Annotated in this window: 21 protein-coding genes and 1 tRNA gene; 18 read left to right on the plus strand and 4 right to left on the minus strand. The window is 57.5% G+C overall.

Annotated elements, in window-relative coordinates:
• Positions 1 to 129 precede the first annotated feature (129 nt).
• The 6 genes from K3J57_RS04165 (at position 130) to K3J57_RS04190 (ending at position 7,438) form a co-directional block, all read left to right on the plus strand.
• Positions 130 to 498, plus strand: coding sequence for a response regulator transcription factor (locus K3J57_RS04165; RefSeq protein ID WP_259794851.1), 369 nt, complete (start codon positions 130 to 132; stop codon positions 496 to 498).
• An 8-nt stretch (positions 499 to 506) separates the two neighbouring features.
• On the plus strand, positions 507 to 806 hold the full coding sequence (locus tag K3J57_RS04170; protein WP_259797224.1) for a hypothetical protein: 300 nt from the start codon (positions 507 to 509) through the stop codon (positions 804 to 806).
• A gap of 5 nt (positions 807 to 811) precedes the next feature.
• Positions 812 to 3,496 (plus strand): ATP-binding protein, encoded by a 2,685-nt coding sequence (locus K3J57_RS04175; protein WP_259794852.1) that lies wholly within the window; start codon positions 812 to 814, stop codon positions 3,494 to 3,496.
• Positions 3,497 to 3,618: 122 nt separating this feature from the next.
• On the plus strand, positions 3,619 to 4,782 hold the full coding sequence (locus K3J57_RS04180) for a FliM/FliN family flagellar motor switch protein (RefSeq protein ID WP_259794153.1): 1,164 nt from the start codon (positions 3,619 to 3,621) through the stop codon (positions 4,780 to 4,782).
• Positions 4,783 to 4,874: 92 nt separating this feature from the next.
• A complete protein-coding gene (locus K3J57_RS04185) occupies positions 4,875 to 5,189 on the plus strand; it encodes a TraR/DksA family transcriptional regulator (protein WP_173485562.1) in 315 nt (104 codons plus the stop codon).
• Between the two features lie 155 nt (positions 5,190 to 5,344).
• Entirely contained in the window at positions 5,345 to 7,438 is a 2,094-nt protein-coding gene (locus K3J57_RS04190) for a 3-hydroxyacyl-CoA dehydrogenase NAD-binding domain-containing protein (RefSeq protein ID WP_259794154.1), read from the plus strand.
• A 41-nt stretch (positions 7,439 to 7,479) separates the two neighbouring features.
• Here K3J57_RS04190 and K3J57_RS04195 read toward each other — a convergent pair whose 3' ends face one another.
• Positions 7,480 to 7,695, minus strand: a complete 216-nt coding sequence (locus tag K3J57_RS04195) for a hypothetical protein (protein ID WP_055191426.1) — start codon at positions 7,693 to 7,695, stop codon at positions 7,480 to 7,482.
• A gap of 256 nt (positions 7,696 to 7,951) precedes the next feature.
• Between K3J57_RS04195 and K3J57_RS04200 the strand changes: the two genes are divergently transcribed.
• The 4 genes from K3J57_RS04200 (at position 7,952) to nadC (ending at position 11,907) form a co-directional block, all read left to right on the plus strand.
• Positions 7,952 to 8,212 (plus strand): DUF2312 domain-containing protein, encoded by a 261-nt coding sequence (locus K3J57_RS04200; protein ID WP_055191428.1) that lies wholly within the window; start codon positions 7,952 to 7,954, stop codon positions 8,210 to 8,212.
• Between the two features lie 226 nt (positions 8,213 to 8,438).
• The gene (nadA, locus tag K3J57_RS04205; protein WP_055192425.1) at positions 8,439 to 9,488 is read left to right on the plus strand and encodes a quinolinate synthase NadA; all 1,050 of its coding nucleotides are present in this window, start codon (positions 8,439 to 8,441) and stop codon (positions 9,486 to 9,488) included.
• 5 nt (positions 9,489 to 9,493) lie between these two features.
• The gene (locus K3J57_RS04210) at positions 9,494 to 11,062 is read left to right on the plus strand and encodes an L-aspartate oxidase (protein WP_259797226.1); all 1,569 of its coding nucleotides are present in this window, start codon (positions 9,494 to 9,496) and stop codon (positions 11,060 to 11,062) included.
• Positions 11,059 to 11,907, plus strand: a complete 849-nt coding sequence (gene nadC, locus K3J57_RS04215; protein WP_259794157.1) for a carboxylating nicotinate-nucleotide diphosphorylase — start codon at positions 11,059 to 11,061, stop codon at positions 11,905 to 11,907. The genes K3J57_RS04210 and nadC overlap by 4 nt, the downstream gene beginning before the upstream one ends.
• 6 nt (positions 11,908 to 11,913) lie before the next feature.
• Here the strand turns inward: nadC and K3J57_RS04220 are convergent, their stop codons facing one another.
• Entirely contained in the window at positions 11,914 to 12,789 is an 876-nt protein-coding gene (locus K3J57_RS04220; protein ID WP_259794160.1) for a hypothetical protein, read from the minus strand.
• Between the two features lie 186 nt (positions 12,790 to 12,975).
• Between K3J57_RS04220 and K3J57_RS04225 the strand changes: the two genes are divergently transcribed.
• The 3 genes from K3J57_RS04225 to K3J57_RS04235 all read left to right on the plus strand — a co-directional run bounded on the left by K3J57_RS04225 (position 12,976) and on the right by K3J57_RS04235 (position 15,634).
• A complete protein-coding gene (locus tag K3J57_RS04225; RefSeq protein ID WP_259794162.1) occupies positions 12,976 to 14,649 on the plus strand; it encodes an ABC transporter permease in 1,674 nt (557 codons plus the stop codon).
• A 39-nt stretch (positions 14,650 to 14,688) separates the two neighbouring features.
• Positions 14,689 to 14,764, plus strand: a tRNA-Thr gene (locus K3J57_RS04230).
• A gap of 405 nt (positions 14,765 to 15,169) precedes the next feature.
• Complete coding sequence (locus K3J57_RS04235; RefSeq protein WP_259794164.1) at positions 15,170 to 15,634, plus strand: hypothetical protein; 465 nt, start codon at positions 15,170 to 15,172, stop codon at positions 15,632 to 15,634.
• Here the strand turns inward: K3J57_RS04235 and K3J57_RS04240 are convergent.
• Positions 15,631 to 15,819 (minus strand): hypothetical protein, encoded by a 189-nt coding sequence (locus tag K3J57_RS04240; RefSeq protein ID WP_259794165.1) that lies wholly within the window; start codon positions 15,817 to 15,819, stop codon positions 15,631 to 15,633. The genes K3J57_RS04235 and K3J57_RS04240 overlap by 4 nt on opposite strands.
• A gap of 122 nt (positions 15,820 to 15,941) precedes the next feature.
• Between K3J57_RS04240 and K3J57_RS04245 the strand changes: the two genes are divergently transcribed.
• The 5 genes from K3J57_RS04245 (at position 15,942) to K3J57_RS04265 (ending at position 24,583) form a co-directional block, all read left to right on the plus strand.
• Entirely contained in the window at positions 15,942 to 17,567 is a 1,626-nt protein-coding gene (locus K3J57_RS04245; RefSeq protein ID WP_259797228.1) for a GMC family oxidoreductase, read from the plus strand.
• Positions 17,568 to 17,655: 88 nt separating this feature from the next.
• On the plus strand, positions 17,656 to 18,906 hold the full coding sequence (locus K3J57_RS04250) for an imelysin family protein (RefSeq protein ID WP_259797230.1): 1,251 nt from the start codon (positions 17,656 to 17,658) through the stop codon (positions 18,904 to 18,906).
• A 229-nt stretch (positions 18,907 to 19,135) separates the two neighbouring features.
• The gene (locus K3J57_RS04255; protein WP_259797231.1) at positions 19,136 to 22,252 is read left to right on the plus strand and encodes a methyl-accepting chemotaxis protein; all 3,117 of its coding nucleotides are present in this window, start codon (positions 19,136 to 19,138) and stop codon (positions 22,250 to 22,252) included.
• 213 nt (positions 22,253 to 22,465) lie between these two features.
• Entirely contained in the window at positions 22,466 to 23,680 is a 1,215-nt protein-coding gene (locus K3J57_RS04260) for a urate hydroxylase PuuD (protein ID WP_259787008.1), read from the plus strand.
• Between the two features lie 33 nt (positions 23,681 to 23,713).
• Positions 23,714 to 24,583, plus strand: a complete 870-nt coding sequence (locus K3J57_RS04265) for a phosphate acyltransferase (RefSeq protein WP_259794169.1) — start codon at positions 23,714 to 23,716, stop codon at positions 24,581 to 24,583.
• Here K3J57_RS04265 and pta read toward each other — a convergent pair.
• Complete coding sequence (gene pta / locus K3J57_RS04270) at positions 24,576 to 25,592, minus strand: phosphate acetyltransferase (protein WP_259794170.1); 1,017 nt, start codon at positions 25,590 to 25,592, stop codon at positions 24,576 to 24,578. The two genes, K3J57_RS04265 and pta, sit on opposite strands and share 8 nt — an antisense overlap.
• Between the last annotated feature and the right edge of the window lie 91 nt (positions 25,593 to 25,683).

The raw sequence follows: 25,683 nt of genomic DNA on the forward strand, positions 1-25,683 counted from the left end.
ATATGGCCCGGATTTTCACATAGTCAGGGGCGGCAGGCGTCATGTATCGTCAGTCGGGGAGGACGAATGACAAATTTGACGGATCGAAATCCAGATCAGGCGGCGAGAGAGCAAGGCCGCACAGCCCGGTTGTCGCGTCAGGTTCTGTTGATCGAAGACGAACCCAATATCATCGAGGCGATCAGCTTTATCCTGAGCCGTGATGGCTGGACCGTCAGCACCCATTCCAACGGAGAAACCGCCGTGGAGACCGTGCTGCGGATCAACCCGGATGTGCTGGTTCTGGATGTGATGCTGCCCGGGCGCTCTGGCTATGATATCTTGCAGGACCTGCGCGCGGACCCCGCGACCAGGGATATTCCCGTGCTGATGCTGACTGCGCGTGGTCAGAAAAATGACCGTGAACTGGCAGAACGCCTGGGGGTCAGCAAGTTCATGACCAAGCCGTTTTCAAATGCCGAGGTGCTGGAAACGTTACGACAGATTGCCGGTGACTGAGGGGCAGAATGAGCCTACGGCGTGAACCTTTGTTCCTGGCCCGACAGAATTACCGCCGACGTCGGGTGTCAGATGCGGCGCGAGTGGTGCCCCTGTTCGGGATCGTGTTGTTTTTCCTGCCTTTGCTGTCCGCAGGTCAGGGGCGCAATGATACGGTGGGCTGGCTGGCCTATCTGTTTGGCGCCTGGTGCATGCTGATCATCGTGACCGCGATCCTGTCGCGCGGCGTTGGGCGGGGCCCGGCTGCCGGACGGGGTGACGAGGGCGGAACGGACACGGGACCCGCCTCGCGAACAAGGTCATCGTGATGGCTTTGCCCTTCAATATTCTGGTTCTGGTCTGCCTGCTTTATGTCGTGTTCCTGTTTGCCGTGGCCTTTGGCGCGGATCGCCGGGCGCGCCACGGGGGCGCCAGCTGGCTGCGCAATCCGATGATCTACACCTTGTCCCTGTCGGTCTATTGTACCGCCTGGACGTTTTACGGTGCCGTGGGCTATGCGGCGCGTTCAGGGTTGGAGTTCGTCACGATCTATCTTGGCCCCACATTGGTGATGATTGGCTGGTGGGGCATTTTGCGCAAGCTGGTGCGGATTGGGCGCGCGCAGAGAGTGACCTCAATCGCGGACCTGATTTCGTCGCGATATGGCAAGTCCAACGGGCTGGGTGTTTTGGTCACCTTGCTGGCCGTGGTTGGGACAACGCCGTATATTGCCCTTCAACTTCAATCCGTTACGCTTTCGTTTGCCGTGTTTGCCGAACATGAGGCGGCGCTGGGGCAAGGGGTGCTGGAGCGGGTGGATCACACCGCCACCGCGCTTTGGGTGGCAATTGGGCTGGCGCTTTTCACCATTCTGTTTGGCACCAGGAACCTTGACGCAAATGAACGTCACAACGGGGTGGTCACAGCCATTGCGGTTGAGGCAATTGTGAAATTCGTGGCCCTGCTGGCGGTTGGGATTTTTGTCGTCTGGGGTGTGGCAGGTGGCGTTGGGGAGATTGCACAAACCATTTCAGAAAGCCCGATTGCCGCGTGGAACATCAGTGCGGGGCGCTGGACCGGTCTGACCTTTCTGTCTGCGGCTGCTTTCCTGACGCTGCCACGTATGTTTCAGGTTCTGGTGGTCGAAAATGTTGATGAAAACCAGCTCTCCACCGCCTCATGGGCCTTTCCGACCTACCTGATGCTGATGAGCCTTTTTGTGTTGCCGGTTGCCGCCGTTGGATTGACCGTGCTGCCTGAAGGGTCGAACCCGGATCTGTTCGTGCTGACCCTGCCGCTGCATTTCGATCAGCAGGGGCTGGCGATGCTATCATTTCTGGGCGGGTTCAGCTCGGCCACTTCGATGGTGATTGTCGCTTCAATTGCCCTTTCAACCATGGTCTCCAACCATATTGTCATGCCGATCTGGCTGGCCGCCCGCCGGGTGGATGAGGCCACCGTGTCCGGCGATGTGCGCCATCTGGTCCTGTCAGCGCGCCGTCTGTCGATCGGGGCGGTGCTGCTGCTGGGATATTTCTACTACCACTTCTCCGGAGGGGGGGAGGCGCTGGCGTCGATCGGTCTGATTTCCTTCGCCGGTGTTGCCCAGGTTCTGCCCGCACTGTTGGGCGGTATCCTGTGGCGTGGGGCGTCGCGCAACGGGGCGGCGGTTGGGCTGATCGCGGGCTTTGGCGTCTGGGCCTATACGCTGTTCATTCCCAGCTTCGGAGAAGCAGGTCTGATGAGTGCAAAAATGCTGGTGGATGGGCCATGGGGGATTGAATGGTTGCGTCCGCGCGCCCTGTTTGGGCTGGGCGGTATGGATCCTGTTGTCCATGCGTTTTTCTGGTCGATGCTGATCAACACCAGTGCCTTTGTCACTGTTTCCCTGATGTCATTTCCCTCGCCGCTTGAGCGCCTTCAGGGCGCGCAGTTTGTCAATGTGTTCGATCATTCTGAACATGCCCCGAGCTGGACCCGTGGGGGCGCGGAGGCCGAAGACCTGCTGATCATGGCGCAACGGATCATGGGGCCGGATGAGGCGCAAGTGCTGTTCCAGAATGTCGCCACGCGGCAGGGGAAAGATGGCTATCTGCCTGATACAACACCAGATTTCATTGCGCAGTTGGAGCGCGAACTGTCTGGATCCGTTGGGGCCGCGACGGCACATGCCATGGTCGGTCAGATTGTTGGCGGCGCCTCCGTTTCGGTGGAAGATCTGATGGCTGTTGCCGATGAAACGCAGCAGATGCTGGAATATTCTTCTCAACTGGAAGCCAAGCAAAGCGAATTGACCACGACGGCGCGCCGACTGTCCGAGGTCAACGAAAAACTGACACAGCTATCGATCCAGAAAGATGCCTTTCTCAGTCAGATCAGTCATGAGCTGCGCACCCCGATGACATCGATCCGTGCCTTTTCAGAGATCCTGCGCATGGGGGATCTGGATGCCGAGGCGCATGAGAAATATGCGTCGATCATCCATGGTGAAGCGGTGCGCCTGACCCGTCTTCTCGATGACCTCCTGGACCTCAGCGTGCTGGAAAACGGGCAGGTGCAGCTCAATCCGCAACATGAAAGCCTCAAGCAGGTCCTGGATCGCGCCGTTGCGGCAACAAGCTCCATTTCCAGAGATAAATTTACCATCCGCCGCTGGGAGGAAGGGGAGCAGATTGATCTTTATACTGACACGGACCGGCTGGCTCAGGTCTTTATCAATCTCATCAGCAATGCGGCCAAATATTGTGACGCACCAGTCGCACGGCTAAAGATCCATGTCAGCCGGCGCCCCGGGGTGCTTCGCGTTGATTTCATTGACAACGGGACCGGAATTCCTGCGGAAAGCCAGGCGATGATTTTTGAGAAATTCTTTCGGCTGTCTGATCAGAGGGCGGCCGGGGGCGCCGGTCTTGGGCTCGCGATCTGCCGCGAAATCATGGACAAGCTGGGGGGGACACTGACCTATCTTCCGGGGCAGGGAGGGGCGGCCTTCCGGGTATCGCTGCCGCTGGTGACCTGACACGGACAGATGCAGAGTTGCCCCAAGTTCCACCTGTTCTTTTTTGCCGATGTCTTCCCGATCTCAATGATTTGTAAACCCTGTTCGGGTCATCTTTGGGGCAGGATGAACAGGCAGATGTGATGAGTGACGCGGACCAGAAAAACGTAAAGCGGCGACTGGCTGGCGAAGGGCGACCCCCGCCGGAAATCGGTCGCATGACGCCAGAGCTTGCTTTGAAGCTGGCGCTGGCGCGGGCCTGCGAGACCTCGGTTGCGCTTGAGGTTTTTGCGCAATCGGTCGAAATGCGGCGCCTTGTTCTGTCGACACTGGTGGAGGAGCTGCCGGAAAACGCCCTCGTGACCCTTTTGCAAGGCCCCAAGAACCAGATGGGGCTGGTCCTGTTTGATGCCCAGGCCCTTGCGGGGGTGATCGAAAAGCAGACCACCGGGCGGGTGGTGCCAAATCCTGCGGCCGAGCGGGCGCCAACGCGCACGGATGCGGTCATGTGTGCGGATCTGATAGACGATATTCTGCGCGCGTTCCACGCGGAAGGCGAAGACGCAGGGTTGCCCGGCGCCACCAACTGGCAAGGGTTTAAATATGTGATGCCGCTCGAAAATGCGCGAGCAATTCAAATGACGATGGAGGACATTCCCTATCGTCTGTTTGACGTGCATCTGGATATGGAAAACGGTGCCAAACAGGGGCGCATCTGGCTGATGTTTCCATTTGAGCCACCGCAAAGCGCACCTGCCCCCTCCGTGGGGGAGGCCGAAGAAGATGGCGCGCTGGCAGAGGTCGTGCAGGGGGCCGAAACCCGACTGGAGGCTGTGTTGCACCGGTTGGAAATGCCCCTGTCTCAGGTCACCGCGCTGGAGGTTGGAAGTCTGCTCCCAATTCCGTCTAAAATGATCACGCAGATCCAGCTGGAGGATATTCTGGGTGAAAAGGTGTGCCACGGTGCTCTCGGTGGCAAGGCGGGGCACAGGGCCTTGCGGATCAACCTCTCGGCTTCCGAACCGGATGCGCCGGACCCGATCAATGCCTTGTCCGCTGGGAACCTCTCGTCAGATCCCGGGCTGTTTCCCCAGAAGTCGGAACAACCTGCGCTGGGGGGCTTGCCTGCCGCGCCCGGCCTGGCTGGGGCGGGTGACGGTGACTTGACGGGTTTGCCAGACCTGCCTGATCTGCCCCCGCTTGATCCTGCGGAGGCCGGGGCGGGGATTGGCGATCTTCCTGCGCTCGAAGCGGTTGGGGACCTGCCTGACCTATCCGATCTCGCCTCTCTCGGGGGGCATGACTAAGCCAAGAGGTCGATGACTTTCCGCGGGGGTTGACCTGTATCAAGGTCAGTTTTCCGTTGGAATGTCAGCATCCTGAAGAAAGGAGCTCTGCCATGACCGACACAGCAAAATATCGAAAAATTCTCGAGGATCGTCTGAAGGAACTGGATGTCCGGCTCCATGAGATTGAGGATGAGCTTGACAGTCACCAGTCGAAAGACTGGGAGGAGCTGGCGGTAGAGCGTGAAGAAGATGAAGTCCTGGAAGGGCTCGGCACCTCAGGCCAGGAAGAGATTGCCAAGATCAAGGCTGCGCTGGTGCGGATTGATGAAGGGGAGTATGGGGTCTGCGTAAAATGCGGAGACGATATTCCCGAAGCCCGTTTGGAGGTGGTTCCGTTCACGCCGTTTTGCCCAAAATGTGCCTGAGCTCGGGGGAAGCTGGCATGGCGTCCGCTTCCTGACGAGCAGGAGGGTCTGTTGCATTTTCGACCGCATGGTCGGGAAAGTTGGGCCCATCCTGAGCACAGCATTGACAGCCCGCAAGTCAGGCCGTTTCTTGTCCGCAAGCCAAGGAGGGGATGATGAGCGAAGCGGTAACCTGTGAAATCCATGACGAAGTGGCTGTTCTGACCATAGCCAACCCGCCGGTAAATGCGTTGTCACATAAGGTGCGCGCCGGATTATGGGAGCATCTGGATCGGTTGGACGGCAGCCCCTCGGTCAAGGCGATGGTTCTGAGAGCGGAAGGACGCACCTTTCCGGCAGGTGCTGACGTTCGCGAATTTGGGCGCCCTCGCACCCCGCCCATCCTGTCTCAGATATGTGACAGGATAGAGGCGCTTTCCATTCCCGTGATCGCTGAAATTCAGGGAACCGCTCTGGGGGGAGGGTTCGAACTTGCGCTCGCATGCCATTACCGTATCGCAGACAAATCTGCACGTTTGGGGTTGCCTGAGGTTGGGTTGGGGGTGCTGCCGGGCGGAGGAGGCACCCAGAGGTTGCCTCGTCTGGTCGGTGCGGAGCGCGCGCTTGATATGATCATTTCCGGGAAACCGGTTTCCGCCCCGGCTGCCGAAGCCCTTGGCCTGATTGATCGTGCCGTCAATCGCAATCTGCATCAGGCGGCGATGGCCTCGGCGCGCAACCTGATTGCGCATAAGGCCGGCCCGCGACCGACCCGCGCGCGACAGGATGGTCTGCGGGATGTTGCGGCTTTTGGTGCGGCGGTGGCGCGGGCCCGGGAAAAACACGCGAAATCTCCTTTGAACAACATTTCCCGTATTATTGATTGTGTCGAAGCTGCTTTGCTGCTGCCATTTGATGCGGGCATCAGCATGGAGCGTCTGGCGTTTGACGAATGCGAAACCAGCCCGCAGGCCGAGGCGCTGCGACACGCGTTTTTTGCCGAGCGTCGGGCAGCAAAAGTGCCTGAGCTGGATGGGGCAGAGCTGCGGGAGATCAAGCAGATTGGCGTTGTTGGTGCCGGCACCATGGGGTCAGGTATTGCCATATCCTGCCTCGACGCAGGTTTCCCGGTTACGCTGGTTGAGAGGCATCAGGACGGTTTGGATACGGGCATTGCTAAGATAGAAAAGAACTATCTTCGCTCCGTGGAAAAGGGGCGCATCACCGAGGAAACTCGCGCAGCGCGCATGGCGCAGCTGAACGGAACGACGGAGATGTCGGATCTGTCAAAGGTGGATCTGGTGATTGAGGCCGTGTTTGAGGATGAAGAGGTCAAGCGCGGTGTGTTCGCCCAGCTTGACGCGGTCATGCGCCCTGGCGCGATCCTGGCGACCAACACCTCATACCTCGATATTGACGCTTTGGCCGCTACGATATCTCGGCCCGAAGATGTGGTTGGGTATCACTTCTTTTCGCCAGCCCATATCATGAAACTGCTTGAGGTTGTTGTTGGCAAAAAGACCCACAGGGATGTGGTGGCGACGGGATTTGCCTTGGCAAAGAAGCTGCGCAAGGTGCCGGTTCGGGCGGGCGTGGCAGATGGTTTCATCGGAAATCGCATCCTTGCGGCTTACCGTCTTGCCGCAGATTTCATGCTGGAAGAGGGGGCAAGCCCGGCGGAAATCGACGCCGCGATGCGCTCTTTCGGCTTTCCGGTTGGCCCGTATCAGGTGCTTGATATGGCAGGGCTGGATATTTCCTGGGCTCGCCGCAAACGTCTGGCCGAAAGCCGTAATCCCAAGGACCGATATGTGGCGATTGGCGACAGAATTTGCGAGCAGGGCTGGTTCGGGCAGAAGACCGGCCGGGGATACTATATTTATGGTGGTGAAAATGGCCCGGTTGAAAACCCGGATGTTCTGTCGATCATCGCTCGGGAACGGGGGGCAAAAAACATCCGCCCCCGGCCATTTGCCGAGGATGAAATCCAGATGCGCTGCCTGTCAGCCATGGCCAATGAAGGGGCGCGGCTTCTGGAGGAGGGGGTGGCATTGCGCCCGTCCGACATCGATGTTGTGAAACTCTTTGGCTATGGGTTTCCACGTCACCGCGGTGGGCCGATGATGTGGGCGGACCAGACCGGACTTCTGGCGGTTGAGAATGCGCTTAAATCCTATTTGCCCGAGGCCCCGGAATTCTGGCAGCCCAGCCAGATGTTTTCCGAAATGATCAAGAACGGACGGCATTTCTCGGATCTGAATGAAGGCTAAGGTAAGGCCGCGCATCCTTCGCGCGGCTTTTCAACCCGCCGTTACGACAGAGAAATTCCCAAGATCACGCACATCAGGCCAAGCACCGACAGCGCCAGCGCGCCCATGTTCAGCACCATCGCCTTTTGAATGCGCGCCCGCAGGGCGGCGTCGTCAAGACCGGCGCGTTTGGCCTTCATGACCTTCACGGCAGAGGTGACCAGCCCGATTAGCCCGACAAAGGATACAACCGCCCCGACAATGATCAGCCATTCCATCTTATTTCCCCCAGTAACGCGCTTCGGAAAAAAAGGTGACCGTCAGGGTCGTTCCGAAATGCCCAATACATTGACTTAGCTCGCGGCCGTTTGGCCTGTCCCTTGCCTCAGGTCAAACCAAAAAACGCCAGCGTTGGTGGCAAAGCGCCTAACCCGCATTCTAGTCTCGCGCAACCCCTTGAAGGTGAGAACGCTTGTCGATACTCATGTCATCCAACAACATTCGGAACAAAACTGAAACGCCCGAGAGGACAGAATGGACGAATACCATCCCGACACGACCTACCGTGTGACCGCCGACGAACTTCGCCAGTTTATCGAGCGTTTTGAGCGCCTTGAGCTGGAAAAGAAAGATATCGCTGAACAGCAGAAAGAGGTGATGGCCGAGGCGAAATCGCGCGGTTATGACACCAAGGTCATGCGCAAGGTGATTGCGTTGCGCAAGCGCGACAAGGATGACATCGCCGAAGAGGAAGCCGTGCTTGAGATGTATAAGGAAGCATTGGGCATGTCCTGAGCGGCACTTTTTCTGACAGGTTTCAGGCGTCCGGCATTCAGGTGCCGGGCGCCTTTTTCATGCAATCCCGCGTGAAATGACATTTCTCAAAGGGAACTTTTGGGGCCTATCAGTGGCGCTGGCGGTGAAAAATAGGGGATTTCTCCGCTGATGGTTCAGATTTTTGCTGTGACTGCAGGTGAAATTGTTTATGGAACGGCAACGCTCATTTACGGAGAAGTTCCCGTTGCTCGATCTCACGCTCGTCCGCTCCACGCTCGCCAGCCATTATGACCTTGCACCGTCCCCTGATCTTGCCGCAAGCATGCCCGAGATCTATGAGCGGATGAACCGGGTCGTCACGCCGATGGATTTTGCGATCTATGCCCCCTATATCAAGGCGATCAACGAGCTGAAGAAACAGCGTAATGCGGTGATCCTGGGGCATAACTACATGACACCCGAGATTTTCCACGGCGTATCTGATTTTGTAGGCGACAGCCTGCAGCTGGCAATGAAGGCGCAGGATGTCGAGGCGGATGTGATCGTGCAATGTGGTGTGCACTTCATGGCGGAAACGTCAAAGATCCTCAGCCCTGAAAAAACGGTTCTGATGCCGGATATGGAAGCAGGGTGTTCGCTGGCTGAAAGCATCACGGCAGCAGGCGTTGAAGAAATGCGTGCGAAATACCCCGGGGCTCCTGTGGTGTCTTACGTCAATACGACGGCCGAGGTGAAAGCCGCTTCGGATATCTGCTGCACCTCTGCCAACGCTGTTCAGATCGTGAACGCGATGGAAAGTGATACGGTCATCATGACGCCGGACCAATACCTGGCGCAGAACGTGGCCAATGAGGCGGACAAGAATGTGGTGTTCTGGCCCGGATCCTGCATTGTGCACGAGCAATACACCCCTCAGGACCTGCGCGATTTCCGTGAATGGAACCCGGGCACACGCCTGATTGCCCACCCGGAATGCACCCCGGCCGTGGTTGCCGAGGCGGATTATTCCGGTTCAACCAGCGGCATCATCAAATATGTCACCGAGGAAAAGCCGGCTCAGGCGATGTTGATCACGGAATGTTCGATGGCATCGAATATTGCCGATGAGTTGCCTGAAGTGGATTTCATTGGCCCGTGCAACATGTGCCCCTACATGAAAAAGATCACGCTGGAAAAGGTGCTCTATGTGTTGCACACGATGGAAAACCAGGTGGAGGTTGATGCCGATGTCGCGGACAAGGCGCGTCTTTCCGTGCAGCGCATGATCGACCTTTCGCGCAAACTGGGCCTCTGAACCAGATGCAGGTGATCACAACTGACCGCATTGTCATTGTCGGGGCCGGGATGGGCGCGCTTTATGCGGCGCTCAAACTCGCTCCGCTGCCGGTTGTGATGATCTCACCCGAACCGCTTGGCGAAGGGGCCAGTTCGGCCTGGGCACAGGGCGGGGTCGCTGCGGCAATGGATGCCGATGACAGCCCGGAAAATCATGCGGTGGATACGGAACGTGCCGGGGCCGGCACGGTTGATCGCAATGTCGCCAGCATGGTGACCCGCGAAGCGCGTGCGCATATTCTTGACCTGACCCGCTTGGGCACGCCCTTTGATCGCACCGAAACCGGCGAATATGTCCTGTCCCGTGAAGCAGCGCACAGTTTTGCGCGGGTCGTGCGTGTGAAAGGGGATCAGGCCGGGGCTGAAATCATGGCCGCGCTGATCGAACAGGTGCGGGCCAGCTCTTCGATCCAGGTGCTTGAAGGCACAATGGCAGTGGATCTGCAGGTGGAGCAGGGTCGCGTCACCGGGGTGATGATCACCGAAAGCGACGAAAGCCGCTCCGCACCAATCCTTCTCAAAGGCGCGGCTCATCTGTTGGCCGGTGGTGGCTCTGGCGGGCTTTATGCGCTGACCACCAACCCCCCCCGCATTCGTGGGCAGGTGATTGGTATGGCGGCGCGCGCTGGCGCGCGGATTGACGACGCAGAGTTCGTGCAGTTTCACCCCACCGCTATGGATGTGGGGGAGGATCCGGCCCCGCTTGCGACCGAAGCCCTGCGGGGGGAAGGGGCGGTGCTGATCAACAAGCATGGCAAGCGGTTCATGCTGGATGTGCACCCGGATGCCGAGCTTGCTCCGCGCGATGTGGTTGCCCGTGCAATCTTTGCTGAGGTGCAGGCGGGCAATCGCCCCATGCTTGATACGCGCGAGGCTCTGGGGCAGGGGATCCTGACGCAATTTCCGTCCGTGGCCGAATATTGCGCCCGGAATGGGATTGACCCGGTGTCACAGCCCATTCCCGTGGCCCCTGCTGCGCATTACCACATGGGGGGCATTGCCACCGATACAAAGGGGCGCGCCAGTATCGGCGGGCTCTGGGTCTGCGGTGAAGCGTCTTCGACCGGGCTTCATGGGGCAAATCGCCTGGCCTCAAACGGTCTGTTGGAGGCGCTGGTCTATGCCCGTCTTTGCGCCGGGGATATCTCCGAAGCAGTGGGAAAGCGGCAGGATGCGCCCGAGATTGAGCTGAAGTTTCAAGGGCGTGGACAGGCCCCGGATGCGCAGGCCGTGGCCCAGTTACGTCAGACCATGACCGAACATGTGGGGGTGGTGCGCGATGAGGCCGGGTTGAAAACGGCCCTTGTGACACTTGCACGGCTTGAGGCGGAACAGGCGCAGAGCCTTGCCTTTATGAACATGTCTGCCACCGCGACCCTGATTGCCGCAGCGGCGCTGGAACGGCGCGAAAGCCGCGGCGCACATGAGCGGTCCGACTACCCGGAACCTGTTGCCGGGTTGGGGCTGCGATCGTCGATGACACTGACGCAGGCGCTCGAAATACGGGCGAAGGTTTGCGAGGAAATACAATGAGTTATGCTTCTGTTCCTGATCTCATCCTTGAACCTATGGTGCGCAATGCACTGATGGAGGATCTTGGCAGCTATGGGGATGTGACCACCCGTGCCGTGATCGCGCCCAATGCCAGCTATGAAGCACGGTTGAACGCGCGTGAAGACGCGGTTGTGTCCGGGATGCAGGTGGCGGAAATTGCCTTTCGCCTCGTGGATCCGTCGCTTGAGATCGTGACGCATATTGCTGATGGGCACCCCTGCAAGGCGGGGGATGTGCTGATGGAGATCAAGGGATCGGCGCGCTCGATCCTGTCTGGTGAGCGTGTGGCGCTGAACTTTGCCGGTCGTCTGACCGGGATCGCCACCATGACCGAAGGGTTTGTGGCTGAAACCAAGGGCACGAAGACCCGCGTGACCTGCACCCGGAAAACCACGCCGGGGCTGCGGATCGTTGAAAAGCTGGCCGTGCTGCATGGGGGCGGGTTCAACCACCGCTATTCCCTGTCAGATGCGATCATGATCAAGGACAACCATATTGCCGCCGCCGGCGGTGTGCGCCAGGTGCTGGAAGCCACCAAGGCCAGCGCCAGCCATATGATGGCGGTTGAGATCGAGGTAGATCGCCTCGACCAGCTGGAAGAGGTTCTTGAGGTTGGTGGGGCCTCGGTTGTGCTTTTTGACAATATGGACAACGACATGCTGCGCAAGGCCGTTGCCATGGTGGATGGACGTATGACCACCGAGGCGAGCGGCAATGTGAAACTCGATCGCATTGCCTCCATCGCAGCCACGGGGGTCGATTATATTTCATCCGGCGCGCTGACCCATTCGGCACGCACTGTGGATCTTGGTCTCGATTTCTGAGACAGCTCAGGCAGTCAGCAACGTGACGCCGGGGATGGATTTGATTTCGAGCATGTCGTCGTCATAAGACTGCGACAACTCCTGCATCAGGTCCTGTGTCCAGCCGGGCAGAGTAATTTCTTCCTCGATCTCTTCCTCAAGGGCGTATTTGCTGAGGAAGGCGGCCAGAACCCGTCGACGTTGGATTTCATTGTGGATCGGATGTGAGGCAAGGTAGTCGCGCAGGCGTTTGATCCCTGGTCTGGCCATGATCTGGGCCAGAATATCCAGCCCCCCCATCAGTTTGACCTCCGGGTCCAGCCCGGCCACTTCGTGCAGGATTTCGGGCCAGATCAACGGCGTATCTTCGTTGCACCATACCGTGATAGGGCAGTCGGGCGTGGCTTCCCGTATCGCATGCAGCGTGTCGGACCAGTAAAGGTGGCGTGGGTCGACACCTGCCAGAAGCTGATGCAACTTGTCCTCGGGCACCTTTGCGGCCAGTGCGGGCAGAAATGTGGAAATATCCCGCATCCCCATGAAAAATTCGACCTGATGCATCGGAAACAAGTTGCGCAGGCGTTTGGTATTTCGCTCCGCCAAACCGTAGAGCACGCCGCCTTCGAAGGCCCTGAAGCTGGCGCCGAGGAAATTGTCATGCCCAAAGACGATTCTTTCCGCGTCTTCAAGGTCAACAAAATGCTCAATCAGCATTTCCTGCGTGTCCAGGTCGGCCTTGGCCCCCTGTAGCTTGTTCAGCACATCCGCAAGAACCCCCCGATAGCGGCTGGGGCCGGGCACACAGATCCCTTCGCGCGCAAGAACACCAGAGTTGCGGAGCAAAGACCGCAACAACTGTTCCTCGTCCGTGCAATGGGCCCCGATGTGAAAGGAGATTTTCATCCCGGCCTGTATCCTTTTGTCTTGTCAGCGGTTTTTGCCCGCATCAAACCAGAACGCCGCCAATTGCTGCGAGGTGGTGACGGCGGGGTTCGCTGTTGCGCCGAAGGACAGGTGTCCTGAACTGCTTTTCCATAAACATAAGCCGCTTTTCTGGACAGGGAAACCCAATAAGGGTAAGGGCAGTGTATGACCGAGCAAAACACTCAGCTAACCGGCTCCAATCCCCAGCGCCATCGTCCTCTGCGCTGGAGCGTCAGCCCGTGGTCCGTGGGGGCAGGGGTGATTGCGCTGTTGGTATTGATGCCCCTGATGTCCATCGTCTGGATGGCCCTGACCCCCGAGGAAAACGCCTGGCCGCATCTGATGGCCACGACATTGCCGCGTTACACGATCAACACGCTGGTGATCTGTCTGTCAGTTGGGGTTTTATCAGCGGCGATTGGCACCGGATCGGCCTGGATGCTGACCATGTATCGGTTCTGGGGATCACGGGCGATGCAGTGGCTGCTTTTGACCCCGCTTGCCATTCCTGCCTATGTCGGGGCCTATGCGTTGGTGGATTTCCTGGAATATGCCGGACCGGTGCAGACGGGGCTGCGGTCCCTGTTCGGCTGGGAAAGCTCACAAGATTACTGGTTTCCTCAGATTCGGTCGCGCTGGGCTGCCATTGTCGTGCTGACAGCGGCATTGAACCCATATGTGTTCTTGCTGGTGCGCACGGCCCTGCGCGAGCAATCGGGGGATGCCTATGAAGTCGCCCGTGCGCTTGGGGCAGGCCCCTTGGCGCGGTTCTGGCGCGTGGGGCTGCCACTGGCCCGCCCGGCCATCGCGGCCGGGGTTGCCATTGTCATGATGGAGACACTGTCCGATTTCGGGGTGGTGGATTTCTTCGCCGTGCAGACGCTCACAACCGGGATTTTTACGGTCTGGCTTGAAAGCCACAATGCCGGTGGAGCTGCCCAGATCGCCCTGGTGATCCTGGGCTTCGTGTTCCTGCTTGCGGCCATGGAGAAAATCAGCCGCTCACGGTCGCGTTTCTATCGCACCTCCCGGCAAAGTCGTCCGGTTACAGCGCGGCACCTGACCGGGTTCCATGCGGCTCTCTGTCTTGGGCTGTGCGCGGTGCCCTTCGTGATCGGCTTTGTCCTGCCGGTGGGTGTGCTGGCGTATCACGCCATCAATAAACCGGAGTTTTGGTTCTCAAACGGGCTGCTCTCGGCATTGGTGCATACGCTGACCGTGGGCGGCGCGGCGGCCGCCGTTTCGGTGATCGGTGCGTTGTTTCTGGTCTATGGCGTGCGCATGTCCGGGCGCCAATTGCCCCGCAAGCTGATGCCTCTTACCACAATTGGCTATGCGGCACCCGGGGCAGTTCTGGGGGTGGGGATCCTGATCCCCATGGCGGCGGCTGATAATTATTTTGCGGATGGTGTGCTGGCTGTGACCGGGTGGGATCCCGGGTTGTTGATGACAGGCACCGCTTTTGCGGTGATCTATGCCTATTGCGTGCGATTCTTTGCAATTGCCCAGGGCACCGCAGATGCAGCGTTTGAGCGGGTCTCCCCCAGCCTTCCCATGGCCGCACGCTCGCTTGGACGATCAGCCAAAGGGGCATTGGCCGAAGTTTACGTCCCCCTGATCCGTCGATCGGTTGGCACGGCACTGCTTCTGGTTTTTGTCGATAGCGTCAAGGAACTTCCCGCCACCCTGCTGCTGAGGCCCTTTAATTACGGCACTTTGGCAACGCGTGTCTATGAACAGGCCTCCCTGGAACAACTGGAGCAGGCGGCCCCTCCGGCGCTGATGGTGATTGCCGTCGGGCTGGTGGCTGTTGCCATGCTGGCGCGCGCTGGGAAATAGGCTTGAACCCCCCGAAAGAGTTGAGTAAAGGGAGGGCGTGCCCCTATAGCTCAGCTGGTAGAGCAACTGATTTGTAATCAGTAGGTCCGCGGTTCGAGTCCGTGTGGGGGCACCATCAAGCACCTGATTTTTAAGAAAAATATCATTTTCTTGGATGTCGTCCGCCCGAACGTCCGAAGGCGTCCGAGTCGGATGTTTAGGTTTCGGGGCGTATCTCAGCATCCCGGCATCAAACAAAAGTGCCAACACAAGTCCGAAATGGACCCGTGCGCTGGGGGCAGTGTCGGCTTGTGCAGCCAGCTGGTTCAGATCCTCATGGGGCATCAGAAAGGGTGGAAATAACTAACACTGTTTCTGCCAGTCTAACCGAGGATGGATTGAAAAGCATTGACCCGCTTTCGAATAGTCCCGCTGGCCTACTAGAAACTATTGCTCCCAGAAATCTCGTGAATGTTGGGAACCACGGATTTTGGTCTTTCACGGCGAGACATGGTATTGCGAACATAATTGAGGCGTTCAAATGACAAAAACGATTTTACTGACCATCGTGCTAATGGGGCTTCTTGGGGCTTTGCTTTTTGCTGCCGCTTTTGTAGTTGGTATCGGTAGAGGGGGGCAGAGTTATAGTACCTATTTCGGGCTGGAGCGGCACATAACCGCTGAAGAACTTAGCGCCCTGAAATCAACTACAGGAAAAAAATACCAATCCCACTGTACCAAAGAAGCACAAAGCGGTGAATGCGTGCGCTGGACCGTTGGCGACTTTGGGAGAGATGGAGCCTCAATAAAGCTCATAAGAAGAGATGGAAAGGACTACGTGGTACTTACGTCACTGCCGTACTACCCTTTATACTTTGGTTCTCCACGTGTAAGGAACGTGCATAAGGACTTGGATAGCTTGATTGCGGGCGCATTGGGTGAAAATCTGCAATCTATTGATTATAGTGAGCTATTTGGGAAGAACCCAGAGGGACAGCATCGTTAGGGTAATTGAGTTTGAGTGCGCAGCGGCTGCCCACTCGCACTTTCCTCCACCACGCTGACCACAATCTCCACCCGCTCCCCGGCAAATTCCACCAGATGCGGCGTGTCAAAAAAACGCGCCGCCGCCCCTTCAAACCGCACCACCGCTTCCGCCACCGCGGGCCGGGTCGGGCCAATCCTTCTCATGCCAGATGGTCTTCTCACTTTGCGGTCCGGGTGACGTGAGGTCTGGCTTTGGATTTGACATTTCCCATGGACAGCGCGGCGTGGATGCTGGCTCGATAGGGGGGCAGTCTGCGGAGGGGATGATGGAATTTGACTATGTGATCGTTGGTGGTGGGTCTGCCGGGTCTGTGTTGGCCGCGCGTCTGAGCGAAGATCCCTCGGTCGAGGTCTGTCTGCTTGAGGCCGGGGGGGCTGGCAAAAGCCTCTTGGTGCGTGCGCCGGTGGGGGTGGTGGCCATGTTGCCAGGGCGCCCGGTGAAGCTGAACAACTGGGCGTATCAGACCGTGCCGCAAAAGGGGCTGAACGGGCGCCTTGGCTATCAGCCGCGCGGACGTATGCTTGGGGGATCCTCCGGCCTGAATGCAATGTTATATGTGCGCGGGCAGGCGGCGGATTTTGACGCCTGGAGAGAGGCGGGCTGCGATGGTTGGGGATGGCAGGATGTGCTGCCTTATTTCAAACGCGCTGAAAACAATATCCGCGGGGCGGATGCCTGGCATGGAGTCAATGGCCCCTTGCAGGTCAGCGAGCAGCTTGCACCGCGCCCCATTTCTCGTGCTTTTGTAAAGGCGCATCAGGCGGTTCAGATCGCCGAGATCCATGACTTCAACCGCGAGGACAATGAGGGCGCTGGGCTGTTCCAGGTGACCCAGTTCCATGACGACGCAAGACGCGGGGAACGCTGTTCTGCTGCGGCCGCCTATTTGCATCCGGTTCTTGACCGTCCCAACCTCACGGTTCTGACACATGCCCATGCCACGCGTGTGCTGCTTGAGGGCAAGCGGGCGGTTGGGGTTGCCTACCAGAGGCATGAAAAGCGATGTGAGCTGCGCGCACGGCGAGAGGTGATCCTGTGTGGTGGCGCCTTCAACTCGCCCCAATTATTGCAATTGTCCGGTATCGGATGCGCGCAGGAGCTTGGCGCGCATGGGATCGAGGTGCAGCATGTGTTGCCAGGTGTGGGGCAGAATTTGCAGGACCACTTGGATTTCACCATGTCATTCAAGACCCGTGACCGGGATAATTTGGGGATTGGCCTGCGCGCTGGCGTGCAGTTTATCCGCCATATGCTCCGATGGCGTCGTGATGGTCGGTCGATGGTGGCAAGCCCCATGGCGGAGGCGGGTAGTTTCTTTAAGTCGGACCCTTCTGTGGACCGGGCTGATATTCAGACCCATTTTGTGATCGGCATTGTGGATGACCATGCGCGCAAGCTGCATTATGGGCACGGGTATTCCTGTCATGTCTGTTTGTTGCGACCTAAATCGCGCGGGCGGGTGGGGTTGCGCTCGGCGGATCCCATGGCGCCGCCTTTGATTGACCCGAACTTCCTGCACCACCCTGATGACATAAAGGCGATGGTGCGGGGGGTGCGAATTGCCCGGCAGATCCTGTCAGCTCCTGAAATGGCAAAATACCGTCATAGGGAGTTGTTCGGCGTAGAGGATGGCCTGAGTGATGCAGAATGGGAGGAACATATTCGCGCCCGGGCTGACACGATTTACCACCCGGTTGGCACCTGTCGCATGGGGGAGGATGCCGGCGCGGTGGTGGATTCGCAATTGAGGGTGCACGGTTTAGAGGCTCTGCGGGTGGCGGATGCATCTGTCATGCCGCTTCTTGTCAGCGGCAACACCAATGCTCCCACGATTATGATTGCTGAGAAATGTTCTGATCTGATCAGGAGGGAGGAGGGCAGGGAGGTTTAAATCCGACAAAAATACTATGAAATAACTTTACTTGACTAAAAGACTCATCTATTGCCGGTGCCAATACTTGCAATACATGAGGATAATCATGATCCGTACATCTTTCCTGGCCCTCCCGTTCCTGATGGGCTCCACCGTTTCAAGCTTTGCTGCCGATCCTTCAGCCATTTTGGAAACCTATGCCGATATTGCCCTGGCCGGGTATGAAGACAGTCTGAGCCTGGCAAAAGACCTGAGAACCGCCGTGGGAGAGCTGGTCGCCTCACCGGGTGACGCCACGCTTGCTGCCGCCAAAACCGCCTGGTTGCGGGCCCGGGTTCCCTACCAGCAGACCGAAGCTTTCCGGTTCGGAAACCCGACGGTGGATGCCTGGGAAGGCAAAGTGAATGCCTGGCCGCTTGACGAAGGATTGATCGACTATATCGCGGCAGATTACGGCGAAAACGAAGAAAACCCCTTCTCGACGGCAAACCTCATCGCAAATGCCAAGCTGAACGTGGCGGGGGCGATGATTGATGCCACCACGATCAGCCCGCAGCTTTTGGCAAACCTGCATGAGGTGGAGGGGATCGAAGCCAATGTAACCACGGGATATCATGCGATCGAGTTCCTGCTCTGGGGGCAGGACCTTTCGGGAACGGATCACGGGGCGGGTACCCGTCCTGCAACGGATTTTGACCTGGCGAACTGCACGGGGGGGAATTGCGATCGGCGGGCTCAGTATCTGGTGGCGGCGACCGATCTGCTGATCCAAGATCTTGAAGAGGCTGTGGCCAACTGGTCCGAGGGGGGGCAGGGACGCACCGATGTCACCACCGATACAGGGAAAGGCATCGTCATGGCCTTTACCGGTCTGGGCAGCTTGTCTTACGGGGAACAGGCAGGTGAGCGGATGAAACTTGGCCTGATGCTGAATGATCCGGAAGAAGAACATGATTGCTTCTCGGACAATACTCATAACTCGCATTACTTCGACGGTTTGGGCATTCGAAATGTTTATACGGGGCGCTATGTGCGCGTGGATGGAACCGTGGTCGAAGGACCCTCGCTTTATGATCTCGTGTCGGAAAAAGATGCCGCACTGGCAGGTGCATTGCTGGGGGATATGAACGCCACCATGATGGCGTTGGGCGATATTCGAACCGCAGCGGAAAGTGGAACGTCTTATGACCAGATGCTGGGGGTTGACCATCCCGGTGGCGCGCTTGTTCAAAATGCGGTCGACAAACTGGTGGCCCAGACCCGCAATATCGAACGTGCTGTGATCATCATTGGGGCTGAGGGGATGGAGGTAGAAGGCTCTGACAGCCTGGACAATCCGAACGCCGTTTTCCAGTAAAACCTGTGAAATCAATATGTTGAGGGCGGCCAGCATTGGCCGCCCTTTTGTGTTGTGGTCAGGATTGCGAAGCAGGCGCGCGCGTCGGTGCCCTCCCGTCGGGCGTCGTTTAAACAATTCTTCATGCCTGTCTGTCACAAAATGAGCGACTTTTAAGGGATGTTGAAGCTGCCTTTCGAGAACTTCAGTCGGGAGAGCTTTGCCCCCTCGTTGAAAGAATGGAGTGTCAATGCGCTTTCTGAGCAAGTTCTCAATTGCCGTGCTGTTGCCTGTTGCAATGGTTTCTCTGGTCCTGGTGTCTGTCGGGGTTTCAACCTGGGTGTCCTACCGGGCTGAAAGCCAGGAACTGATGAAATTGGCAACTCAGTCGCTAGAGGCCTTGCGAACGGAACGACGAGAGCGACTGGAACGTGATCTGACAGCGATTTCTGCTGAAATCGTTGTGGCGGCGACCAGAAATGCAACCGTTCGCACAATGAACAGCTTTGCAAGGTCCTGGCGCTTGTTGGATGATCCGCAGCAGGAGCTTCAGAAAACCTTTATAACCGACAACCCACACCCGCAGGGAAAGCGCGCTGACCTGTCTTGGTCAGGTGATAACAGCACCTATTCCACGGTCCATGCCCAGACCCATGATGAGTTTCGGGCCATGCTTGAAACCTATGGCTACCATGATGTGTTTCTGGTCGATCTGGAGGGGAACGTCATCTACTCGGTCAAGAAAGAAGAGGACTTCGCGACCAATTTGCAGACCGGAAAATTCCGGGAGTCAGGCCTGGCCCGCGTGTATCAGCAGGTGATGAAACTTGGGGCTGGTGAGACGGCATTTGAAGATTTCTCCCCCTATGCGCCAAGCGCCGGAGGCGCCGCCGCATTCATTGCCCATCCCATTTTCGACCGGCAAGGCGGACGTGTCGGGGCCCTCGTTTATCAGATTTCCGACACCCTGATTTCTGGTATCGCCAACGCTCCGACAGGGCTTGGCCAGACCGGTCGAGTTTACTTTGTAGGAGGAGATTTTCTCCATCGATCCGGCGCAGGTGAAACACACAGGGATGGCAGCGTGCATAATAGGTCGGAACGGGTCGAAACGCTGGCTGTGCAGATGGCCCTGGCGGGGGAAAGCGGTAGTTTGGAAACTCAAGGGCATGGGGGGGAACGTGTTCTTGTGGCATTTGCCCCCCTGAATGCGCTGGGAAAAAATTGGGCGGTCATTGCTGAACAGGATATGTCTGAGGTGATGTCAGGGGTTCGTGACCTGCTCAACATGCTGGTTCTGAACGGCTTGATTGTCACGGCTCTCGTGTCTGTTGTCGCACTTTGGTTCTCGCGAAGTCTGGTCAATCCTCTCGCCAAAGTGACACGTTCAATGGCTGAAATCGGGAAAAAAAACTACAAGGTAAAGGTGGATGGAACCGAGCGTGGTGATGAAATAGGTGAAATTTCCAAATCGCTTGAACAGTTTCGCCTGTCATTGTTGGAGGCAGAAGAAACCGCCAGAGAAAATGAATTTCGCGGCGCCGCATTCTCGTCTTCTTCGGCGGCGATCATGATGGTGAACAATGACCTGGATATCCTTCACATGAATGAAGCAGGCATGGCGCTCCTGCAAAAGCATGAGGCAAGGCTGCGCGAGTGTGCTCCTGATTTTACCGCCAAGGATATCATCGGGAAAAACGCTGATCTTTTCCATCCCCCGGCGCTACGTGAACGTGTCCGAAATCTTTTGTTGCAGGAAGAAAACCTGCCTTATCGTGCGACAATTTCTGTGACAAATCTCCGCCTGAATCTGGATATCAACCGGGTGCATGGCCCCGACGGCAATCCGATCGGTTATGTGGTGGAATGGGTGGATGTCACCGAAGATTTCATGAACAACGCGCTGCTCTCGTCGATCGACAGCAATCAGGTGAAGATCGAGTTCGCACCTGATGGGGTTGCGAGCAAAAGCAATGACCTCTTCAGAAAAATCCTGGGTGCGGGACCGAAATTGGATGACCTGACACTTGAGGGCCTGCTCAAAGAGCAAAAGATGGAACAGGGCAAAGTGGACGATATTCTTGCGGCCATTCACAGGGGCGAAAGCGTATTTGGCCGATATGATCTGGTCAGTTCAGAGGTTGGAAGGGTCACGCTTGAGGGGGGCATCACCCCTGTCATTTGTGACAAGGGCAATCTGCTGAACATCGTTTTGATAGCGACGGATGTTACGGAGACGCGGCGGGAGATAGAGGCATCTGAGGTTCGTCGGGCTGAGATGGAGGCGGCCCAGAACCGTGTAGTTGACGCGCTGCGCGAGGGGTTGAGCCGTTTGTCGGACGGAGATCTGACCACCGAGATCTCGGATGCGTTTTCCGAGAATTACGAACAGCTTCGCCACGATTTCAACCGGGCTGTTGACAACCTTCTTACAGCGATGCGCGGGGTGGTTGAGAATGCCGAGATGATCCAGGGGGAAGCGTCCGAGATTTCGAATGCAGCGGATGATCTGTCACAGCGAACCGAAAGGCAGGCAGCCACGCTGGAGGAGACAGCCGCGGCGCTGGATGAGCTGACATCATCGGTGCGTTCCGCAGCAGATGGTGCAGCGCATGCCAATGAAGTGGTTGAAAGCGCACGGAAAAATGCAGAAGTTTCTGGCGAGGTTGTGCGGGAGGCCGTAGAGGCCATGGGCGAGATTGAAACCTCGTCCCTGCAAATCTCGAAAATTACCGGCGTGATTGACGATATTGCGTTCCAGACCAACCTGTTGGCGTTGAATGCCGGGGTTGAAGCGGCACGCGCGGGTGAGGCGGGGCGGGGCTTTGCGGTGGTCGCCTCGGAAGTGCGGGCCCTGGCGCAACGTTCTTCTGACGCTGCACGAGAGATCAATGAACTGATTTCCGCTTCAGGCAGCCAGGTGAAACGTGGCGTGCATCTGGTGGACCAAGCGGGAGAAGCCCTGGTCGGGATTGTGGAAAGTGTCAGTGAAATCAGCCGGAATGTCGGAGAAATAGCCATATCTGCACGAGAGCAGAGCGCAGGTCTCGCGGAAATCAATGAGGCGGTAAACCAGTTGGATCAGGTGACGCAGCAAAATGCGGCCATGTTTGAACAAACAACCGCAGCCAGCCATTCGTTGACATGTGAGGCCAAAACGCTGACCAGTACCATGTCCCGTTTCAAAACCGGTCAGGCGGAACGGCCTGCAGCACAAATCATTGAAACTGATGTTTTTGTCGAACCCATTTCACAAACTGAAGAGAGTGCCATCCATCCCCACCCCCTCCCGGGCCCCCAAGGCTCGGTAGCAATCGCACAGCAGGTCGAAGCGGACCATACCTATGAGGATTGGGATGAGTTTTGAAAGTGAGAAGGAGGTGGCTTGAGGTTGAGGTACTCCTGTCTGGTTGGGACAACTGCCTTGTTTCGAGGGCTTGATGGCCGGGCAAAGCGGGGCACGCGTGCAAGATTGTTGACAATTTGAAGTTCGATGTTTCTTTCTAGGGAGGCGGGTTCTGAAAATGCCCGGCACCTAAGAGTTATCCAGGGGAGAAAAACATTGGACAGCGTGATTGTCATGGAATGGATCGAGTTTGCGGTCAGATGGTTGCACGTGACCACCGCGATCGCATGGATCGGCTCGTCTTTTTACTTTATCGCGCTGGATCTTGGTTTGCGAAGGGAGGCAGATTTGCCTCATGGAGCGTTTGGTGAAGAGTGGCAGGTTCACGGGGGCGGGTTCTACCACATCCAGAAATACCTCGTTGCACCTGAGAAAATGCCTGATGACCTTGTCTGGTTCAAATGGGAAAGCTATGCGACGTGGCTTTCCGGTTTTGTCATGTTGGTGCTTGTATATTATCTTGGGGCAGAACTTTACCTGATTGATCCGAACAGGCTGGACATTCCAACCTGGGCCGGGGTTTTGATTTCCGGTGGTTCTCTGGTTTTTGGCTGGTTGGTCTATGACCTTTTGTGCAAAAGCCCGCTGGGAAAAGACAACACAAGACTGATGCTCCTGCTTTTTATCCTCCTGGTGATCATGGCCTGGGGGTATACTCAGGTGTTTACTGGGCGGGCGGCGTTGCTTCATCTGGGTGCATTCACGGCGACGATCATGTCGGCCAATGTGTTTCTGATCATCATTCCCAATCAAAAGATTGTCGTGGCTGATCTTCTGGCGCACCGCACACCGGATGCAAAATACGGCAAGATCGCAAAACAGCGGTCCACCCATAACAACTATCTGACCCTTCCTGTAATTTTTCTAATGTTGTCAAATCATTATCCGATGGCTTTCGCCAGCTCGATGAACTGGGTCATCGCGTCGTTGGTTTTCCTCATGGGGGTGTCGATACGACATTATTTCAATACGATGCATGCGCGACAAGGACGTCCAAACTGGACATGGGGGGTGACCGCGTTTTTGTTTGCAGCAATTGTTTATCTTTCGGCAGCACCGCAGTTTCACGCTCCATATTCCGAGACAGAGTCGGTGTCGCTCACCCCGACGCAACAAAGATTTGTTGAGGCTGAGGGGTTTGAAGAGGTGCATGAAATTCTGCTGGGGCGCTGTTCCATGTGTCATGCGGAGGAAGTGTTCTGGGATGGGATTGCCTCTGCCCCCAAAGGGGTGCGGCTGGACACGCCTGAACAGATTGCCCGGCAGGCAAAGGCGGTTTATCTACAGGCAGGCGTGACAAATGCGATGCCCCCGGCAAACCTGTCCTTTATGGAACCTGCTGAACGGGCAGCAATCGTTGCGTGGTATAGATCGGTCAACGGGGGATGATGCCCCGCTGGCGCGACAGCGCGGGGGATGTGGATGGACATGCTGGAAAAAGCAAAAGACGTGGCGCGCAATCATTCGCTGCGAGTCGTCTTTCCAGAAAGCGATGATCAACGCGTCACTCAGGCGATGGCCCGTCTTGAAAAAGAAGGTCTGGCGGAGCCGCTGGGATTGCCGGATGTAAGTCAGGCGCAGTTTGATGCCCTGATGGCAGCTCGCCCAATGAAGGCCGCCATTGCTGAACGCATGTTGGCGCGTCCCCTGATCCGGGCGGCCGCAATGCTGGCCTGTGGTGAGGCAGATGTCATGGTTGCCGGGGCCATCGCGCCAACTCGCCGCGTGATTGAGGCCGCCGCCCTGGCGGTCGGATATGCGCCCGGTATTCGCACCGCGTCCTCGTTTTTCCTGATGGAGATGCCGGATGGGCGGCAGTTGGTTCTTGCCGATTGTGCCGTCAACACGGACCCAAGTGCAGCTGAACTTGCGGATATCGCGCGGGCGTCCGCCCGGTCGGCACGTGTTCTGTTGGGCAGGGCTGACGTGGCGCTTTTGTCTTTTTCTACGGGAAGTTCGGGTATTGGCCCGTTGGTGGACAAGGTAAAGACCGCGGCAGAAGCCACAGGGTTTCTTGGGCCAATTCAGGGGGATGCTGCGCTAAATCCCATGATTGCAGCCCGAAAAGGAGCGGGAGGGGCCGGGGTCGCCAATACGCTGATTTTCCCGGATCTGAACGCCGGAAATATTGCCTATAAGCTGTTGCAGGAGCTCGCAGGTGCCCATGCGTATGGACCAATATTGCAAGGGTTTCGCAAGCCGGTTTGCGATCTGAGCAGAGGGGCCACGGTGGACGAAATTGTTGGCGCAACCCTTCTTTCCATTTCCCTGTCAGAGCGGGCTGTTAGCTGACATCACCCAGCTGCGCGGTTGCCTGGGCCGCGGTCACTGCAATCATGTGCAAGACATCTTCGGCCGAACAGCCGCGCGACAGGTCATTTGCCGGTTTCGCGAGGCCCTGCAAAATCGGGCCAATCGCAATAGCTCCGCCGATCCTCTGTGCAATCTTATAGGCTATGTTCCCGCTTTCGAGATTGGGGAAAATGAACACATTCGCCTCGCCCTTCAGCGGAGAAAGCCCGGCCTTTTTCTCTGCCACGCCAGGATCAAAAGCTGCGTCAAACTGCAATTCACCGTCGATGAGCAATTTTGGGTTGGCGTTGCGGGCAAGCTCCGTTGCGGTCACCACTTTGCTGACCGAGTTGTGTTGTGCACTGCCATGGGTCGAAAAAGACAGCATGGCAACCCGCGCAACCTCGCCGGTCAACGCCTCGAAACTGACCGCGGACGCAGCCGCGATTTGCGCCATTTCTTCGGCATTCGGATCCACGACCAGACCGCTATCGGCAAAAATATGTGCGCCTTTCCTCGCGTGATGATCCGCGCAGAACAACATCAGGAAGAAAGATGAAATCAGTTTGGAGCCGGGGGCCGGGCCAATCACCTGTATGGCTGTGCGCACAATGTCCGCAGTGGTTGCGACGGCGCCGCCAACCGTTCCGTCGGCGCGACCGGATTTGACCAGAAGGGCGGCAAAGACATGGGGATCCTGTGCGATGCTCAAGGCTTCTTCTGCGCTTATGCCCTTATGGGCGCGCAGGCGATGATACAGAGAGGCGAGCTCTGGCAGAAGGGAGGATGTTTGGGGATCAAACACCGTGATGCCATGATCCTTGGGCGCATTTTGCCGAGACAGCTCCGCCTCGACCTCTTCTGGTGCGCCGATCAGGATCATACGGGCGATCCCGTCCCGCTCGGCAAGCAAGGCTGCCTCAACCACCCGAGGGTCCGCCCCTTCGGACAGAACAATGCGAAACCGGGACCGGGCGGCGTTTTTCAAAAGGGTTTCAAGGGGTTTCATGGGGTGGCCCTTCCGATAAATAAGAGAGCGCCGATAGGAGGAGGGGCGCTCTCTTCAGTCGTAAAAGGGGCCACGTCGCCATCACGGCGCA

This window comes from Aliiroseovarius crassostreae (genome assembly GCF_025137635.1).
Classification (GTDB): Bacteria; Pseudomonadota; Alphaproteobacteria; order Rhodobacterales; family Rhodobacteraceae; genus Aliiroseovarius; species Aliiroseovarius crassostreae.

What these genes read in the sequence shown, in the direction of transcription:
- K3J57_RS04170 (WP_259797224.1), top strand. Translation starts at nt 507, where the DNA reads ATGAGCCTACGGCGTGAACCTTTGTTCCTGGCCCGACAGAATTACCGC.
- K3J57_RS04180 (WP_259794153.1), top strand. Translation starts at nt 3,619, where the DNA reads ATGAGTGACGCGGACCAGAAAAACGTAAAGCGGCGACTGGCTGGCGAA.
- K3J57_RS04185 (WP_173485562.1), top strand. Translation starts at nt 4,875, where the DNA reads ATGACCGACACAGCAAAATATCGAAAAATTCTCGAGGATCGTCTGAAG.
- K3J57_RS04190 (WP_259794154.1), top strand. Translation starts at nt 5,345, where the DNA reads ATGAGCGAAGCGGTAACCTGTGAAATCCATGACGAAGTGGCTGTTCTG.
- K3J57_RS04195 (WP_055191426.1), bottom strand. Translation starts at nt 7,695, where the DNA reads ATGGAATGGCTGATCATTGTCGGGGCGGTTGTATCCTTTGTCGGGCTA.
- K3J57_RS04200 (WP_055191428.1), top strand. Translation starts at nt 7,952, where the DNA reads ATGGACGAATACCATCCCGACACGACCTACCGTGTGACCGCCGACGAA.
- K3J57_RS04210 (WP_259797226.1), top strand. Translation starts at nt 9,494, where the DNA reads ATGCAGGTGATCACAACTGACCGCATTGTCATTGTCGGGGCCGGGATG.
- nadC (WP_259794157.1), top strand. Translation starts at nt 11,059, where the DNA reads ATGAGTTATGCTTCTGTTCCTGATCTCATCCTTGAACCTATGGTGCGC.
- K3J57_RS04220 (WP_259794160.1), bottom strand. Translation starts at nt 12,789, where the DNA reads ATGAAAATCTCCTTTCACATCGGGGCCCATTGCACGGACGAGGAACAG.
- K3J57_RS04225 (WP_259794162.1), top strand. Translation starts at nt 12,976, where the DNA reads ATGACCGAGCAAAACACTCAGCTAACCGGCTCCAATCCCCAGCGCCAT.
- K3J57_RS04235 (WP_259794164.1), top strand. Translation starts at nt 15,170, where the DNA reads ATGACAAAAACGATTTTACTGACCATCGTGCTAATGGGGCTTCTTGGG.
- K3J57_RS04240 (WP_259794165.1), bottom strand. Translation starts at nt 15,819, where the DNA reads ATGAGAAGGATTGGCCCGACCCGGCCCGCGGTGGCGGAAGCGGTGGTG.
- K3J57_RS04245 (WP_259797228.1), top strand. Translation starts at nt 15,942, where the DNA reads ATGGAATTTGACTATGTGATCGTTGGTGGTGGGTCTGCCGGGTCTGTG.
- K3J57_RS04250 (WP_259797230.1), top strand. Translation starts at nt 17,656, where the DNA reads ATGATCCGTACATCTTTCCTGGCCCTCCCGTTCCTGATGGGCTCCACC.
- K3J57_RS04255 (WP_259797231.1), top strand. Translation starts at nt 19,136, where the DNA reads ATGCGCTTTCTGAGCAAGTTCTCAATTGCCGTGCTGTTGCCTGTTGCA.
- K3J57_RS04260 (WP_259787008.1), top strand. Translation starts at nt 22,466, where the DNA reads ATGGAATGGATCGAGTTTGCGGTCAGATGGTTGCACGTGACCACCGCG.
- K3J57_RS04265 (WP_259794169.1), top strand. Translation starts at nt 23,714, where the DNA reads ATGGACATGCTGGAAAAAGCAAAAGACGTGGCGCGCAATCATTCGCTG.
- pta (WP_259794170.1), bottom strand. Translation starts at nt 25,592, where the DNA reads ATGAAACCCCTTGAAACCCTTTTGAAAAACGCCGCCCGGTCCCGGTTT.